General features: G+C 72.1%; 14 protein-coding genes. 6 read left to right on the forward strand and 8 right to left on the reverse strand.

What is annotated here, in order from left to right; genetic code table 11:
- Positions 1-99: 99 nt before the first annotated feature.
- Positions 100-996, reverse strand: coding sequence for a 16S rRNA (cytidine(1402)-2'-O)-methyltransferase (gene rsmI / locus ACIRD8_RS27520; protein ID WP_360363131.1), 897 nt, complete (start codon positions 994-996; stop codon positions 100-102).
- Positions 997-1,049: 53 nt separating this feature from the next.
- Here rsmI and ACIRD8_RS27525 point away from each other — a divergent pair, with 53 nt between their 5' ends.
- The gene (locus ACIRD8_RS27525; protein ID WP_403996952.1) at positions 1,050-2,816 is read left to right on the forward strand and encodes a dolichyl-phosphate-mannose--protein mannosyltransferase; all 1,767 of its coding nucleotides are present in this window, start codon (positions 1,050-1,052) and stop codon (positions 2,814-2,816) included.
- Positions 2,813-4,000, forward strand: coding sequence for a TetR/AcrR family transcriptional regulator (locus ACIRD8_RS27530; RefSeq protein WP_403996955.1), 1,188 nt, complete (start codon positions 2,813-2,815; stop codon positions 3,998-4,000). Before ACIRD8_RS27525 ends, ACIRD8_RS27530 begins: the two co-directional genes overlap by 4 nt.
- Here ACIRD8_RS27530 and ACIRD8_RS27535 read toward each other — a convergent pair.
- Positions 3,969-5,168, reverse strand: coding sequence for an oxygenase MpaB family protein (locus ACIRD8_RS27535; RefSeq protein WP_403996957.1), 1,200 nt, complete (start codon positions 5,166-5,168; stop codon positions 3,969-3,971). The genes ACIRD8_RS27530 and ACIRD8_RS27535 overlap by 32 nt on opposite strands.
- Before the next feature lie 317 nt (positions 5,169-5,485).
- On the opposite strand from ACIRD8_RS27535, the gene ACIRD8_RS27540 reads away from it, so the two are divergent.
- The 3 genes from ACIRD8_RS27540 (at position 5,486) to ACIRD8_RS27550 (ending at position 8,558) form a co-directional block, all read left to right on the forward strand.
- Positions 5,486-7,123, forward strand: coding sequence for a penicillin-binding transpeptidase domain-containing protein (locus tag ACIRD8_RS27540; protein ID WP_403996960.1), 1,638 nt, complete (start codon positions 5,486-5,488; stop codon positions 7,121-7,123).
- A 77-nt stretch (positions 7,124-7,200) separates the two neighbouring features.
- Positions 7,201-7,710: a YbaK/EbsC family protein gene (locus ACIRD8_RS27545; protein ID WP_403996963.1), complete on the forward strand. Its 510-nt coding sequence runs from the start codon at positions 7,201-7,203 to the stop codon at positions 7,708-7,710.
- Positions 7,707-8,558 carry an EamA family transporter gene (locus ACIRD8_RS27550; protein WP_403996966.1) on the forward strand — a complete coding sequence of 284 codons (852 nt, stop codon included), beginning with the start codon at positions 7,707-7,709 and terminating at the stop codon, positions 8,556-8,558. The genes ACIRD8_RS27545 and ACIRD8_RS27550 overlap by 4 nt, the downstream gene beginning before the upstream one ends.
- 15 nt (positions 8,559-8,573) lie before the next feature.
- Here the strand turns inward: ACIRD8_RS27550 and ACIRD8_RS27555 are convergent, their stop codons facing one another.
- The 6 genes from ACIRD8_RS27555 to ACIRD8_RS27580 all read right to left on the reverse strand — a co-directional run bounded on the left by ACIRD8_RS27555 (position 8,574) and on the right by ACIRD8_RS27580 (position 13,711).
- The gene (locus ACIRD8_RS27555) at positions 8,574-9,056 is read right to left on the reverse strand and encodes a GNAT family N-acetyltransferase (RefSeq protein WP_403996969.1); all 483 of its coding nucleotides are present in this window, start codon (positions 9,054-9,056) and stop codon (positions 8,574-8,576) included.
- Positions 9,057-9,089: 33 nt separating this feature from the next.
- The gene (locus ACIRD8_RS27560) at positions 9,090-9,893 is read right to left on the reverse strand and encodes an SDR family NAD(P)-dependent oxidoreductase (protein WP_403996972.1); all 804 of its coding nucleotides are present in this window, start codon (positions 9,891-9,893) and stop codon (positions 9,090-9,092) included.
- Positions 9,890-11,050, reverse strand: a complete 1,161-nt coding sequence (locus ACIRD8_RS27565) for a serine hydrolase domain-containing protein (protein WP_403997067.1) — start codon at positions 11,048-11,050, stop codon at positions 9,890-9,892. Before ACIRD8_RS27565 ends, ACIRD8_RS27560 begins: the two co-directional genes overlap by 4 nt.
- Before the next feature lie 77 nt (positions 11,051-11,127).
- Complete coding sequence (locus ACIRD8_RS27570) at positions 11,128-11,898, reverse strand: energy-coupling factor ABC transporter ATP-binding protein (protein ID WP_403996975.1); 771 nt, start codon at positions 11,896-11,898, stop codon at positions 11,128-11,130.
- Positions 11,895-12,656 (reverse strand): cobalt ECF transporter T component CbiQ, encoded by a 762-nt coding sequence (cbiQ, locus tag ACIRD8_RS27575; protein WP_403996979.1) that lies wholly within the window; start codon positions 12,654-12,656, stop codon positions 11,895-11,897. The genes ACIRD8_RS27570 and cbiQ overlap by 4 nt, the downstream gene beginning before the upstream one ends.
- Positions 12,656-13,711, reverse strand: a complete 1,056-nt coding sequence (locus ACIRD8_RS27580) for an energy-coupling factor ABC transporter permease (protein ID WP_403996982.1) — start codon at positions 13,709-13,711, stop codon at positions 12,656-12,658. The genes cbiQ and ACIRD8_RS27580 overlap by 1 nt, the downstream gene beginning before the upstream one ends.
- A 178-nt stretch (positions 13,712-13,889) precedes the next feature.
- Here ACIRD8_RS27580 and ACIRD8_RS27585 point away from each other — a divergent pair, with 178 nt between their 5' ends.
- Positions 13,890-14,282 (forward strand): SsgA family sporulation/cell division regulator, encoded by a 393-nt coding sequence (locus ACIRD8_RS27585; RefSeq protein WP_403996985.1) that lies wholly within the window; start codon positions 13,890-13,892, stop codon positions 14,280-14,282.
- The last annotated feature ends 124 nt before the right edge of the window (positions 14,283-14,406 follow it).

Genomic DNA, 14,406 nt, shown 5'->3' on the forward strand with positions numbered 1-14,406 from the left:
CGCCCTCGCCGACGGCGACGCACCAGGTCTGCCGAGTGTTGGAACGCTTTTGGCCGATCCGTGGCCGAACTGCCCGCCACGCGGCTCGGGCTTTACATTTCAGGTTAGTCCTTTGCCCTGCTCCTGGCCGGTCCGAGCCGCGTTCTTTGCCGCCACCACCGCATCGAACACCTCCCGCTTGGGCAGCCCCGCGTCGGCGGCGACCGCCGCGATGGCCTCCTTGCGCCGCTCCCCCGCCTCCTCGCGCACCTGCACCCTGCGCACCAGCTCGGCGGCGTCCAGCGCCTCGCCCCCGGAGTCGGTGGCACCCTCGACCACGACGGTGATCTCGCCGCGCACGCCCTCGGCCGCCCAGACCGCGAGCTCGCCCAGCGGGCCGCGCTTGACCTCTTCGTACGTCTTGGTCAGTTCCCGGCACACGGCGGCCCTGCGGTCGGCGCCGAACACCTCGGCCATCGCGGCCAGGGTGTCGTCCAGCCGGTGCGGGGCCTCGAAGAAGACCATCGTGCGGCGCTCATCGGCCACCTCGCGCAGCTTCCCGAGCCGCTCGCCCGCCTTGCGCGGCAGGAAGCCCTCGAAGCAGAAGCGGTCCACGGGCAGGGCGGACAGCGCCAGCGCGGTCAGCACGGCCGACGGGCCCGGTACGGCGGTGACCTTGATGTCCTGCTCCACGGCGGCGGCGACGAGCCGGTAGCCGGGGTCGGAGACGGACGGCATCCCGGCGTCGGTGACGAGCAGGACGCGCGCGCCGCCGGCCAGGGCCTCGACGAGCTCGGGCGTACGCGCCGACTCGTTGCCCTCGAAGTAGGACACGACACGCCCCGTCGTGTGGATGCCCAGCGCCTGGGTGAGCCGGCGCAGCCGCCGGGTGTCCTCGGCGGCCACCACATCGGCCGTCTCCAGCTCGGCGGCGAGCCGTGGCGGGGCGTCCGCCACGTCGCCGATGGGGGTCCCTGCGAGTACGAGCGTTCCAGTCGTTCCAGTCACATCGGCCATCCTCCCAGCACGGGCGGCACCACTCGCACAGATGCGTTCCCTACGATGGCGCGGTGACGAGTACTGCGCCCGAAGCCCAGCAGGGCAACGACGCCGGGGATCACACCGGCGACCAGCCGCCTTCCTGGCAGCAGCGGCTGCGCCGCTTCGGCCATTCCCCACGGCCGGAGACGGGGCTGCGCGAGCGCCTGGACCCGCCGTACGCCCGCCCCGGCGCCCAGTTCTGGAACGTGGTCGGCGCCCCGCCGGTCCTCGCCGACCGCCTGGTGCGCTGGTCCGCCTGGGGCGGACCGCTGCTGGTCGCCCTGGTCGCCGGGGTGCTGCGGTTCTGGAACCTGGGCAGCCCGAAGGCGGTGATATTCGACGAGACGTACTACGCCAAGGACGCCTGGGCCCTGGTCAACCAGGGGTACGAGGGTTCCTGGCCCAAGGACGTCGACAAGCTGATCCTCAAGGACCCGTCCTCGGTGGACATCCCGGTGGACCCGGGTTACGTCGTCCATCCCCCGGTCGGCAAGTGGATCATCGGGTTCGGGGAACAGCTCTTCGGGTTCACCCCGTTCGGCTGGCGCTTCATGGTGGCGCTGCTCGGCACCCTCTCGGTCCTGATGCTGTGCCGCATCGGCCGGCGCCTGTTCCGCTCGACGTTCCTGGGCTGCCTGGCGGGCACCCTGCTCGCCGTGGACGGGCTGCACTTCGTGATGAGCCGCACCGCGCTGCTCGACCTGGTGCTGATGTTCTTCGTGCTCGCGGCCTTCGGCTGCCTCCTCATCGACCGCGACTGGTCCCGGCGCAAGCTGGCCGCCGCGCTCCCGGTCGACGAGGAGGGGCTGCTGCGCCCGGACGCGCACATCGCTGAAACGCTCCGCCTGGGGTGGCGCCCGTGGCGGATCACGGCCGGCCTGATGCTCGGCCTGGCCTTCGCGACGAAGTGGAACGGGCTCTACATCCTGGCCGCGTTCGGTGTGATGGCGGTGCTCTGGGACGTCGGCGCACGGCGCACGGCGGGCGCCGTCCAGCCGTACCGTGCGGTGGTCCTCAGGGACCTGCTGCCCGCGTTCGTCTCCACGGTGCCCGTCGCGATCGGCACGTACCTCGTCTCGTGGACCGGCTGGATCGTCACGGACAAGGGGTACTACCGCAACTGGGCCGCCACCGAGGGCAAGGGCGGCAGCTGGACCTGGCTGCCCGACTGGCTGCGTAGCCTGTGGCACTACGAGAACCAGGTCTACGAGTTCCACGTCGGCCTGACCTCCGGCCACACCTACCAGTCCAATCCGTGGAGCTGGATCGTGCTGGGCCGCCCCGTCTCGTACTTCTACGAGGAGAAGACGGGCTGCCTGGAGTCCTCGACCAACAAGTGCGCCCGCGAGGTCCTGGCGCTCGGCACCCCGCTGCTCTGGTGGGCGGCGTGCGTGGCACTGCTGTACGTGCTGTGGCGCTGGTTCTTCCGCCGCGACTGGCGTGCGGGCGCGATCGCGTGCGGGGTGGCGGCGGGCTGGGTGCCCTGGTTCTTCTACCAGGAGCGCACGATCTTCCTCTTCTACGCGGTCGTGTTCGTGCCGTTCCTGTGCCTGGCGGTGACGATGATGATCGGAGCCCTCCTGGGCCCGGCGGCCGGCACGGGCACCAAGCACCGCCTGGGCATGGACACCGCCGACCCCACGGGTGAACGCAGACGCACGCTGGGCGCGATCGCGGCGGGCGTGCTGGTGCTGCTGATCGTCTGGAACTTCATCTATTTCTGGCCGCTGTACACGGGCACGTCGATCCCGGAGGACTCCTGGCGCGACCGGATGTGGCTGGACACCTGGGTGTGACCGAGCCGACCGCGGCCACCCGGCCCCGTAACCGCAGGCAGCTCATCGTCGAGGCGGCCGGCCGCGTCTTCAGCGAGCACGGCTACCACGCGGCGTCCATGGAGAGGATCGCCGCCGGGGTGGGGATCACCGCGGCGGCGCTGTACCGGCACTTCCCGAACAAGTACGCGCTGTTCGCCGAGTGCGCCGACACCACGGCGGGCCGGCTCGTCGCCGCGCTCGACGAGGTGCCGCCCGGGGCGGCGCTTTCCGACGTGGTGAGCGCCCTCACCCGGGTCACCGTCGCGCACCGCGCGTCGGGCGGTGTGTACCGGTGGGAGGCCCGGTACCTGGACCGCGAGGACCGCCGGCGTCTCATGGTGAGGTTCGGGCACATCGTCGGGCGGGTCGCCGGGGCGGTGCGGCGTGAGTACGCGGTGCCTGACGACCGGCTGCGGGCCGTGGCGGCCCTCGGCGCGATCGGGTCCATCACGATGCATCACACCTCGATCGCCCAGCGGCGGGCCGAGGAACTGCTGTCGGCGTCCGCGCTGGGCGTCGCCGCGGCCGGCCCCGCGGCGGCCCGGAGGGGCGCACACCCGGTCGAGCTGCCCGCCCTGCCGGTGCCGCGCACACGGCGCGCGGAGATCCTCGCGGCCGCCGTCCCGCTGTTCGCCCGGGACGGCTTCACCAGCGTCACGAACGGGCAGATCGCGGAGGCGGTGGGGCTGGCCCCGTCCGCGCTCTACCGTCACTACTCCGGCAAGGTCGACATCCTGGCGGCCGCGTGCCTCCAGGCGGCGGGACTCCTGGCGCAGGGCGTCGACCGGAGCCTCCAGGAGGTGTCCGGCCCGCACGACGCCGTCGAGGCGCTGGCGGCGACGTACGTGGCGTACAGCTTCGAGCACACCGCGCTCAACAGCGTCGCCGAGGCCGAGCTCGCCGGCCTGCCGGCCGGCCTGCGGCAGCCCCTGGTCCTCGCCCAGCGCGAACACATCGCCGTCTGGGAGCAGCAGTTGCGGCTGGCCCGTCCGGAGCTGGACCCGCGTCAGGCCCGGGTGCTGGTGCACGCGGGGTTCGGGGTGGCGGTCGAGGCCGGACGCGGACTGCGGTGGCAGGACAGCTACCGCCACCGCGACGCCGTGACCTCCCTGGTCGTGGCGGCCCTGGGCCTCAGCCGGCCCTGTTCCCGGTCGGGATCGTGATCGGGGTGGTGGTCCCGGAGGAGCCCTTGTTGAGGAACAGCATGGCCAGGGCGCGCACGAACTGGTCGAACATGTAGAAGGTGCCGGGCATGACGGGCGACAGACCCTCACGGAACAGGATGTACGCCGGCCACGCGGTGCGGACGAGGGTCGCCGACACGTAGTCGCGTTTCAGTCCCAGCCAGTCGCCGACCTCGTCGCTGAGGACGTAGCGCACGAACTCGTTCAGGAACCCGCGCGTGACGCCGAGGTCGATCTGGGCGGTCAGGCCGAGCAGCTCCTCGGCCAGCTCGATGCCCTCGGTCGACGGGGTGAGGATCGGGGTGAGCACCTGCGCCGACTGCTTCTCGGCGGCCGCCCAGGTCTTGGGGATGTGCTCGTACGGCACACCGAGCAGGTGGACGGCGACCTGCCACGAGTGCAGGAACGCCTCCTGGTCGGCGGCCGGGTACGGGATCCTCCAGTCGAGCAGCTTCCTGTGGACGTAGGTGCCCAGGCTGTGGAAGGTGACCAGGATGTCGGCGGCGCTGATCGGGACGGTCTCGTCGGCGACCACCCGCCAGTGCGGCGACTGCGGCAGCAGATGGCGCACCGCGGCGTGCACCACGCGCGTCTTGTTGGCGGTGACGACGAACTGCCCCGTCGGCTCGAAGGCCTTCAGCTGGGCCAGGTCGTAGCCGAACGTGAACGTCTTGGCCGCGCGGTCCTGCATCTGGGCGCCGCCCGCGGACCAGTAGACGCTCTTGGCCTCGCGCGGGATGACGGTGCTCATGATCCCGCTGCCGAGGCCGTACAGCATGAAGAGGTACGTGTCCCTGCGCCGGTTGAAGTCCGCGGCGCGGGCCAGCTTGGCGGGGTCGGCCCAGGAGGGCAGCCTGTTGACCTGCCCCAGGTACGCGGCGAACTCGGCCGGCAGGCCGCCGGGCAGCGGGTCGTCGTTGTTCACCCACGACACCCAGGCGGTGTTGATCGCGGGCACGTGGCCCTTGTCGAGCATCGAGACCATCAGAGGGTCCGCCGCCTCGTCCCAGATCCACTCCGGACCGGTCCCCGCGGCGGCGCCCTTCACCGCGCCCGTCGACGCCCAGGCCTGGGCGGAGTTCCCCACGCCCACGAGGCCGAGCGCGACACCGAGGGACAGGACACTTCGCCTGTTGAGATTATGCATTTACATACCCACTTCCCTGCTGGACCAGGCCGCTTCATCCGCCTTGCCTGGCTTGCGAGTTGCGCTACCACCGCGTTTCCGATCATGCCGAAAGATGTGATTCCTGATTAACATAGCGAGGCGCACCACCGTCGGCAATGGTGAGGACCGAGGCCAAGCGGAGACGTAAAGCGGCCACATGGCAGAAAGCGCTCTCCCGGGGCGCATCGCGGTCCGGTAACAACCCCCTCAGGGAGCACCCCCGTCCCGTAAAGTGCCGGAGGAAGGCCTTGTTTGAACATGTTCAAGCAAGGCTCATGGGGAGGGGGACTGCACAGATGCGCAGTGGAGCGAAGGTCGCCGTGGTCGGCGGAGTGTTCGTGCTGGTGGCGGGGGGACTCGGCTACGGCGTGTACGAGGTCGTGCTGGGGGGTGGCGATTCCGGGGGGACGGAGTCCGCGTCCGCGTCCTCCGAGACGAAGACCGGGCCGCCGGACAAGAAGGAGATCGAGGAGACCGCCAAGGGCTTCCTCACCGCGTGGGCGTCGGGCGACGCGTCGACGGCGGCGCAGCTGACGAACAACGAGTCCGTGGCCGAACCGCTGCTGGCCGGCTACACCGAGGACGCCCACGTCACCAAGGCCGTGATCACACCCGGCCCCGCGGTCGGCACCAAGGTGCCGTACACGGTGAAGGCCACGGTGTCCTACGAGGGGAAGACCAAGCCCTGGTCGTACGCCTCCGAGCTGACCGTGGTGCGCGGCCTGACCACCGGCAAGGCCCTCGTGGACTGGCAGCCCGCGGTGATCCATCCGCAGCTGACCGAGGGGGCGTCGCTGAAGACCGGCGAGTCCTCGACGGCGGCGATCGAGGCCGTCGACCACGACGGGAAGGTCCTCGACAAGGAGACGTACCCGTCGCTGGGGCCGATCCTGGACACCCTGCGCGAGAAGTACGGCGACTCCACGGGCGGTTCCCCTGGCATCGAGACCTGGATCGAGCCTGCCGACGAGCAGCTTCCCAACACCACGCTGCTGACGCTCGCCAAGGGGAAGCCCGGCAAGCTGCAGACGACGCTCGATGCGGGCGCCCAGGCGGCGGCGGAGAAGGCGGTCAAGCAGTTCAGCGGGGCGTCGGTGGTCGCGGTGAAGCCGTCCACGGGCGCGATACGCGCGGTGGCCAACAACCCGGCCACCGGCTTCAACGCGGCGATGCAGGGGAAGCAGGCCCCCGGCTCCACGCTGAAGATCATGACCGCTGCCATGCTGCTGGAGAAGGGCCTGGTCACGGCGGGCGGTGCGGCGGAGTGCCCGAAGGAGGTGCGGTACTACGAGAGCACGTTCCACAACCTGGGCAACTTCTCGCTCCCGCCCACGGACACGTTCACCACCAGCTTCGCGCGCTCCTGCAACACGGCCTTCATCAAGAAGATCGACGAGGTGGACGACGACGCCGCGCTCGCCAAGGAGGCCCGCGACGTCTTCGGGATCGGCCTCGACAACTGGAAGACCGGCATCACGTCCGTCGACGGGAGCGTACCCGAGGCGACCGGCGGTGAGGCGGCGGCCCAGTACATAGGCCAGGGCACCGTCCAGATGAACGCCCTCAACATCGCGTCCATCACGGCGACCGCCCGCACAGGAACGTTCCACCAGCCCGTGATCGTCCCGCAGTCCCTCGACGACCGGCAGCTCGCCACCGCGTCGCGGTCACTGTCCCAGAACGTCACCCGCCAGCTGAACGACATGATGCGTGCCACCGCCTCCTGGGGCACCGGCAAGGCGGCCATGGCCTCGGTCAACGGCGACAAGGGCGCCAAGACCGGCTCCGCCGAGGTCGACGGTCAGTCCACGTCCAACAGCTGGTTCACCGGTTTCAGCGACGACCTCGCGGCAGCGGCTGTCGTCCAGTCCGGCGGCCACGGCGGCGACGCGGCCGGCCCGGTCGTCGCGGCGGTGCTGCGCGCGGGTTCCTGACCGGCGCCCTCCGGCCGACGGCGCGCGCACCGGGAACTGCCTGGTGTGCGCGCCCGGCCGTTCAGTAGCGTGCGGGCATGAGCACTTCCGACACCACCCCCGCCACGACCTCGACCGACGCCCACCCCCGTTTCGCGGAAGCCCTGCGGGAGCTGGGCCTCGACGTCGAGGTACGCCGCTTCCCCGACGCCACCCGCACCGCGGTCGAGGCCGCCGCGGCGATCGGCTGCGAACTCAGTCAGATCGTCAAGTCCCTGATCTTCGAGGCGGACGGCGTTCCGGTCCTGGTGCTGATGGACGGCTCGTCCCGGGTCGACGTGGAGCGCGTGCGGGCCGAACTCGGCGCCGGAAAGGTCAAGCGGGCGGGTGCCGACCTGGTCCGCGAGACCACCGGTTACGCGATCGGCGGGGTCCCGCCGTTCGGGCACCGTACGAGGACCCGGGTGCTGGCCGACCGGGGACTGCTGGACCACACGACGGTCTGGGCGGCCGCGGGCACCCCGCACACGGTCTTCCCCCTCGCCCCGGGGCGGCTGGTCGAACTCGCGGGCGGCACCCTCGTGGACGTGCGCGAGCGGACCGCGTGACCCCGCTGGTGGCGGCGGCCGTGCTGGCCGCCGCGATCACGCACGCCAGCTGGAACGCGATCGCCCACGCCATACGTGACCAGCTGCTCTCCTTCACCCTGATCTCGGGCGGCGGGGCGCTGATCGGGCTCGTACTGGCCTGCTTCGCCCCGCTCCCGGCGTCCGGTGCCTGGCCGTACCTGCTGGTCTCCGCGGCTCTGCACGTGGCGTACATGCTGCTGCTGATGCGCTCGTTCACCCTGGGCGACTTCGGCCAGATGTACCCGATCGCCCGGGGCACGGCCCCGCTCGTCGTGACGGTCCTGGCCGCCGTGTTCGTCGGGGAGCGCCCGGACGGCTGGGCCACGGCGGGCGTCGCGGTGGCCTCGGCGGGGCTCGTCGGGCTGGCGCTGTGGGGCATCCGCGGCTCCGGCAAGCGGCCCCAGTGGCCCGCGATCCTGGCGGCCCTCGCCACGGGTCTCGCCATCGCCGGGTACACCACGGTCGACGGCGTCGGGGTCCGGGCCTCGGGCACACCTGTCGGCTACATCGGCTGGCTGATGGTCGTGCAGGGTGTGATCATCCCGGCGTACGCGTACGCGCGCAGGCGAGGTGAACTGGGGCCGCAGCTCTCCCCGTTCCTCAGGCGCGGGCTGCTCGGCGCCGCCCTGTCCGTCGCGGCGTACGGCCTGGTGCTGTGGGCGCAGACCAAGGCCCCGCTGGCTCCGATCGCCGCGCTCCGGGAGTCCTCGATCATCGTGGGCGCCGCGATCGGGACGCTGTTCTTCAAGGAGCGCTTCGGGGCGCCCCGGATCGCCGCGGCCGGACTGATGGTGGTCGGCATCGGCCTGATGCTGCACACGAGCTGAGCGCCGCTCCGCCCGTCACCGTGCGGCGGAGGCCGCCAGTTCCACTACGATCTCGCCGTCCTCCTCCTCACCGGTGGGGCGGAAGCCGAGCGAGGCGTAGAGCTCCCTGGCCGCCGTGTTGTCCGTGTCGTAGGAGAGCCGGAGCACCTCGCACCCCTCCTGTTCCACCAGCCATGCGGCCAGCGTGCGTACGGCGGCGCGGCCGAGGCCCCTGCCCTGCTGGGGGCCGTCGACGAGCACCCCGCCGATCCAGTACGAACCGTCGTCGTCCCGGGCCCACATCACATGCCCGGTGACGGCGTCGTCCCCGTACACCGCGAGCGAGTGCCAGGTGTCCTCGCGCAGGGACAGCAGCAAGTAGCGGGCGGCCAGTGCGGGCGCGTGGGCGCGCTGGGAGTCCTGGGGCGCGATGTCGGCGACCGCGCGCCAGTTGGCGTCGTCCACCCCGCGCAGGGTGACGCGCCGGCCGGTCCGGTCCGTGAGTCCGTGGTCGATCATCCGGGCAGGGTAGGCAGCGGGCCGCCGGTCCGGCTACCGGGTTTCGGGGTCCGCCGTCATCGCCGCGCGGAAGCCCGTGTTGACGGCCAGCAGGCCGCCGTCCACCCGCAAGGTCGTGCCGGTGATCCAGGCCGCGTCCGGGGAGGCCAGGAAGACGACGGCGGACGCGATGTCGTCCGGTTCGCCGACCCTGCCCAGCGGATAGAGGGACCGCGCCCGCTCCAGTACGGTCTCGCGGCCCGCCCAGGCGTCCGTACGGATCGTGCCCGGGGCGATGAGGTTGACGCGGACACCGCGCGGTCCGGCGTGCCCGGCGAGCGTACGGGTGAGGCTGGCCAGGCCCGCCTTCGCGGCGCTGTAGGCGTGGCCACCGAAGTCCTGCTCGCCGTTGACGGAGCCGATGTTGACGATGGCTCCCCGGCCGGAGGCCACCAGGTGCGGCAGGGCGGCGCGGCAGCAGCGGTAGGCGCCGGTGAGCGTGATGTCGAGGCTGCGGGCCCACTGTTCGTCGGCGTCATCCTCGAAGAGCGGGGCGTCCTGGTGGTCGGCGTAGGCGTTGTTGACCAGGATGTCGAGGCGTCCGAAGGCGGCGACGGCGTGCGCCACCGCCGCCTCGACGGCCGTCCGGTCGCCCACGTCGCAGGCCAGGGCCTCGGCGGTGCCGCCCGCCTCGCGTATCCCGGCGGCCGTGCGCTCGGCGCGGTCGGCGTCCAGGTCGGTGACCAGGACGGCCGCGCCCTCGGAGGCGAGCCGGCGGGCGGTGGCCGCCCCTATCCCTTGTCCCGCGCCGGTGAGCAGCGCGGCGTATCCGTCGAGGCGAGCGAGGCGAGGAGTCATAGCGCCGACCGTACTGCCCGGACCAGGGCCTGGGCACGGGGGTCGGCGGTGACTCCCTTCTGCAGACCGTTCGTCACATAGCCGAGCGCGATGCCCGATTCGGGGTCGGCGAAGCCCAGCGAACCACCGCGCCCGGGGTGCCCGAAGGAGCCGGGTCCGAGCAGCGGCGCGGACGGGCCGTGCAGCATGTAGCCGAGGCCGAAACGGGTGTTGACGACCAGGACGCGGTCCGGCCCCGCGGACTCCTCGGTGCGTGCCAGGGTGAGGGTGGCGGGGGCGAACAGCCGCTGCCCGTCGACCTCGCCGATCATCGCGGCGTAGCAGCGGGCCAGCCCACGCGCGGTGGCGGCGCCGTTGGACGCGGGGAGTTCCGCCGCCCGGTAGGCCGGCGCGTTCTCGTCGGGGAAGGGGTCTATGGCTCCGAAGGCGCGGCGGGTCAGCGAGGCCGGATCGCCGTACGCCTCGACGACGGAGCGCTTGGGCCGCATGCGCAGGGCGCCGCTGCCCTCGGCGGGCGGGGGTTCGACGGGGCCGATCCGCCCGATCCGGTGCGCCTCGTCGGCGGGGAGCCCGAACCAGAAGTCCAGCCCGAGCGGCCGGGCGATCTCCTCGGCGATCCAGCGCCCGATGGTCCGCCCGGTGACCCTGCGCACCAGTTCGCCGACGAGCCAGCTGTAGGTCTGGGCGTGGTACCCGTGGTCGGTGCCGGGCTCCCACTGGGGCTGCTGGGCGGCGACGGCCTCCGGCCCGGTGACCCCGTCCGCCGCCTCCTCGGGCGTGAGCGTCGTGTCGAGGGCGGCCAGCCCGGCCCGGTGGGCGAGGAGGTGGCGTACGAGCACGCGCTCCTTGCCGTTCGCCTTGAACTCCGGCCAGTACGTGCCGACGGGGGCGTCCAGGTCCACCTGCCCGCGCTGGTGCAGCAGCAGCGGCACGGCGGCGGCTACGCCCTTCCCGGCGGAGCGGACGATCTGGACGGTGTCCACGGCCCAGGGTTCGGTGCCGTCGACATCCCTCGTCCCGGCCCACAGGTCCACGACCTTGCGGCCGTGGCGGTAGAGGGCGACGGCCGCTCCCCGCTCCCCGCGCTGTTCGAAGTTACGGACGAAAGCGTCCCGTACCGCCTCGAATCCCGGCGCCACCGTGCCCCGTACGTCCACGCCTGCTCCCGCGCTCCCGCTCATCCCCCCATGGTGCATTGCCCCGCAGGTGGAGCGGGTGCCGGGTCATCATCTGTTCATGGACGCGGAACGGACACGGAACGCGGGTCGAAGCCGAAGGGCAGCTCCAGCCGGTGCCTGCGCATGAGTTCCTCGTCGCAGAGCAGGTCCTGGGTACGGTCGTCGGCGGTGATCACCCCGTCGCTGAGGATGACGGCGCGCGGGCAGAGTTCGAGGGCGTACGGCAGGTCGTGGGTGACCATCAGCACGGTGACGTCCAAGGAGCGCAGGATGTCGGCGAGTTCACGGCGGGAGGCCGGGTCGAGGTTCGAGGAGGGCTCGTCCAGGACGAGGATCTCCGGCTCCATGGCGAGGACGGTGGCGACGGCGACCCGGCGGCGCTGGCCGAAGGAGAGGTGGTGCGGGGGCCGGGCCGCGAACTCCTCCATGCCGACCCGCTTGAGCGAGGTCATGACCCGGTCCTCCAGCTCGGGACCGCGCAGCCCCGCGGCGGCGGGCCCGAAGGCGACGTCCTCGCGGACGGTCGGCATGAAGAGCTGGTCGTCGGGGTCCTGGAAGACGATGCCGACACGGCGGCGGATCTCGGCGAGGTGCCGCTTCTCCACGGGCAGCCCGGCGACCCGGACGGTGCCGGCGCCCGCGTCGAGGATGCCGTTGAGGTGGAGGACGAGCGTGGTCTTGCCCGCGCCGTTGGGTCCGAGGAGCGCCACGCGTTCGCCGCGGTCCACGGTGAGGTCGACGCCGAAGAGCGCCTGGTGGCCGTCGGGGTAGGCGTAGGCGAGGCCGCTGACCTCGAGGGACGGCGCGGGGGCGGTGGGCAGGCTCATACGGTCCATCCCAGCAGACAGACGCCGAGGGCGAGCACGGGGAGTGCCGCTGCGTGCGCCCACTGGGTGCGGGAGGCGGTGACCTCGTCGATCACGGGCATGGTTCCGGTGTAGCCGCGACTGACCATCGCGAGGTGGACGCGCTCGCCGCGCTCGTAGGACCGGATGAAGAGGGCGCCCGCCGTCTTGGCGAGGGCGCCCCAGTGCCGTACTCCGCGCGCCTCGAAGCCGCGGGAGCGCCGCGCGATGGACATCCGGCGCAGCTCGTCGGTGATGACGTCGCCGTACCGGATCATGAAGGACGCGATCTGGACGAGCAGCGGGGGCAGCCGGAGCCGCTGGAGGCCGAGGAGCAGGGAGCGCAGCTCGGTGGTCGAGGCGAGGATCACCGAGGCGGCCACGCCGAGGGTGCCCTTGGCCAGGACGTTCCAGGCGCCCCAGAGGCCGGGGACGCTGAGGGAGACGCCGAGCAGCTCGGTCTGCTCGCCGGGCACGACGAACGGCATGAGCAGCGCGAACGCCACGAACGGCACCTCGATGACCAGCCGCTTCAGCAGGAATCCGGGGCGGATCCGGGCCACCGCGGCGACGGCGGCGAGCAGCACCGCGTACAGCACGAAGGCCCAGACGGCCTCGCGGGGGGTGGAGACGACGACCACGACGAAGCAGAGGACGGCGGCGAGCTTGCAGTGCGGCGGCAGGGCGTGGACCGGTGAGTGCCCGTGCCGGTAGAGCTTGTGAGCGTGGCCGGCGCCCATCAGACGGACTCGGGGGTGCGGGTCTCGGGTGCCTCCGGCGTACGACGGCGGCGCACCGCCCAGAAGACGCCGCTGCCGACGGCGACGGTGACGCCGACGCCGATCACTCCGGCGAGGCCCCCGGAGACCCGGGCGTCGCTGATGTCCTTGACGCCGTAGTCGGCGAGCGGGGAGTCGGCGGCGCCGTGTTCCTGGACCTTCTCGTCGATGCCCTTGTCGGCGGCGACCTTCTCCAGGCCGTCGGGGCTGGCGGAGGCGTAGAAGGAGACGAAGCCCGCGAGGACGAGCGCGGCGGCCAGACCGGCGCCCCAGACCTTGCGGGTGGAGCGGGCGGCTGCCGGGGCGGGGTGGGCGGCGGGGGCCGGGGCATCGACGAGCTCGCCGTCGACCCGGAGCTTGAGCGGGGCGGTGAGCCCACGGGCCCCGTGCACCAGGTCGGGGCGCACCGCGATCACGGCGCCGACGGTCAGCGCGGTGATCGCCGCCTCCCCGATGCCGATGAGGACGTGGACACCGACCATCGCGGTGAGCACCTTGCCGATGGGTACGTCGGTGGTCCCGCCGATCGCGTAGATCAGGGTGAACGCGACGGCGGCGGCCGGCACGGAGATCAGCGCGGCCACGAAGGCGGCGGCGGTCGTCGAGCGGCGGGTGCGGGGCAGCACCCGGGTCAGCCCGCGGAAGAGGGCGTAGGCGACGACGGTGGTGACGACCCCCATCACCGTGATGTTCACGCCGAGCGCGGTGAGGCCGCCGTCCGCGAAGAGGATGCCCTGCATCAGCAGGACGACCGCTATGCAGAGCAGCCCCGTGTAGGGCCCGACGAGGATCGCCGCCAGCGCCCCGCCCAGGAGGTGGCCGCTGGTGCCCGCCGCGACCGGGAAGTTCAGCATCTGCACGGCGAAGATGAACGCGGCGACGAGCCCGGCCAGCGGGGCGGTGCGTTCGTCCAGTTCACGCCGGGCGCCCCGGAGACCGACGGCGACCGCGCCTGCGGCGACGACACCTGCGACTGCGGAGACAGGTGCGTTGATGAAACCGTCGGGTACATGCATGGAGTGGCTCCGCTTTCGGGCGTTGCTGCTGGCGGGGGCGGGAAACGCTCCATGATAGAGCCCTCTTGCACATAGTTCGCAAGAGCGCATCTATGACAACTGCACCAACCCTCAACATGCCCAAATGGGAATATATGGGACATTAGGGGGAGAGATTTTCACACAGGAGGAGCCGGCCATGTCCCTCGTGATCCAAGAACACGCCCGAGCCCGGCTCATCACCGACGGCCCCGACCCCCGACTCGTCCCCGTGGAACTGCGCTGGGACCCCGACGAGCCCCGGACCGCCCACGTCCGGCTCCCCGGCGGCATCGACCAGGCCTTCGACCTCGACCTGCTGGAGCGCGGTCTGCGCTCCCCCGTCACCCGCGGCGACATACGGATATGGCCGTGCGGCCGGGCCCAGCTGGTCCTGGAACTGCACTCGCAGGACGGCGTCGCCGTCTTCCAGTTCGACAACGCGCCCATCATCCGCTTCCTGACGCGGACCCGTGCGAGGACACCGAAGCGCCCGCCGGCCACCACCGCCACGGCCACCCGCGCCACCTCCGCCCCCGCCACCCGCGCCTGAGCAGGACGAGAGCCCCCGTGCCGCGTGCACGGGGGCTCTCTGTCGCCCCGGCCCCCCGTCCCCACAGGTAACCGGCGCTCCGGGGGCGCGTTCCGCTCAGACGCGCGCCCCGGGGTCTCGTCGC

This window comes from Streptomyces sp. NPDC102451 (assembly GCF_044765485.1).
In the GTDB taxonomy this organism is placed as follows: Bacteria; Actinomycetota; Actinomycetes; order Streptomycetales; family Streptomycetaceae; genus Streptomyces.

Coding starts and splice junctions, on each gene's coding strand:
- rsmI (WP_360363131.1), bottom strand. CDS start 996: ATGGCCGATGTGACTGGAACGACTGGAACGCTCGTACTCGCAGGGACC.
- ACIRD8_RS27570 (WP_403996975.1), bottom strand. CDS start 11,898: ATGAGCCTGCCCACCGCCCCCGCGCCGTCCCTCGAGGTCAGCGGCCTC.
- ACIRD8_RS27540 (WP_403996960.1), top strand. CDS start 5,486: ATGCGCAGTGGAGCGAAGGTCGCCGTGGTCGGCGGAGTGTTCGTGCTG.
- cbiQ (WP_403996979.1), bottom strand. CDS start 12,656: ATGGGCGCCGGCCACGCTCACAAGCTCTACCGGCACGGGCACTCACCG.
- ACIRD8_RS27580 (WP_403996982.1), bottom strand. CDS start 13,711: ATGCATGTACCCGACGGTTTCATCAACGCACCTGTCTCCGCAGTCGCA.
- ACIRD8_RS27585 (WP_403996985.1), top strand. CDS start 13,890: ATGTCCCTCGTGATCCAAGAACACGCCCGAGCCCGGCTCATCACCGAC.
- ACIRD8_RS27555 (WP_403996969.1), bottom strand. CDS start 9,056: ATGATCGACCACGGACTCACGGACCGGACCGGCCGGCGCGTCACCCTG.
- ACIRD8_RS27560 (WP_403996972.1), bottom strand. CDS start 9,893: ATGACTCCTCGCCTCGCTCGCCTCGACGGATACGCCGCGCTGCTCACC.
- ACIRD8_RS27545 (WP_403996963.1), top strand. CDS start 7,201: ATGAGCACTTCCGACACCACCCCCGCCACGACCTCGACCGACGCCCAC.
- ACIRD8_RS27535 (WP_403996957.1), bottom strand. CDS start 5,168: ATGCATAATCTCAACAGGCGAAGTGTCCTGTCCCTCGGTGTCGCGCTC.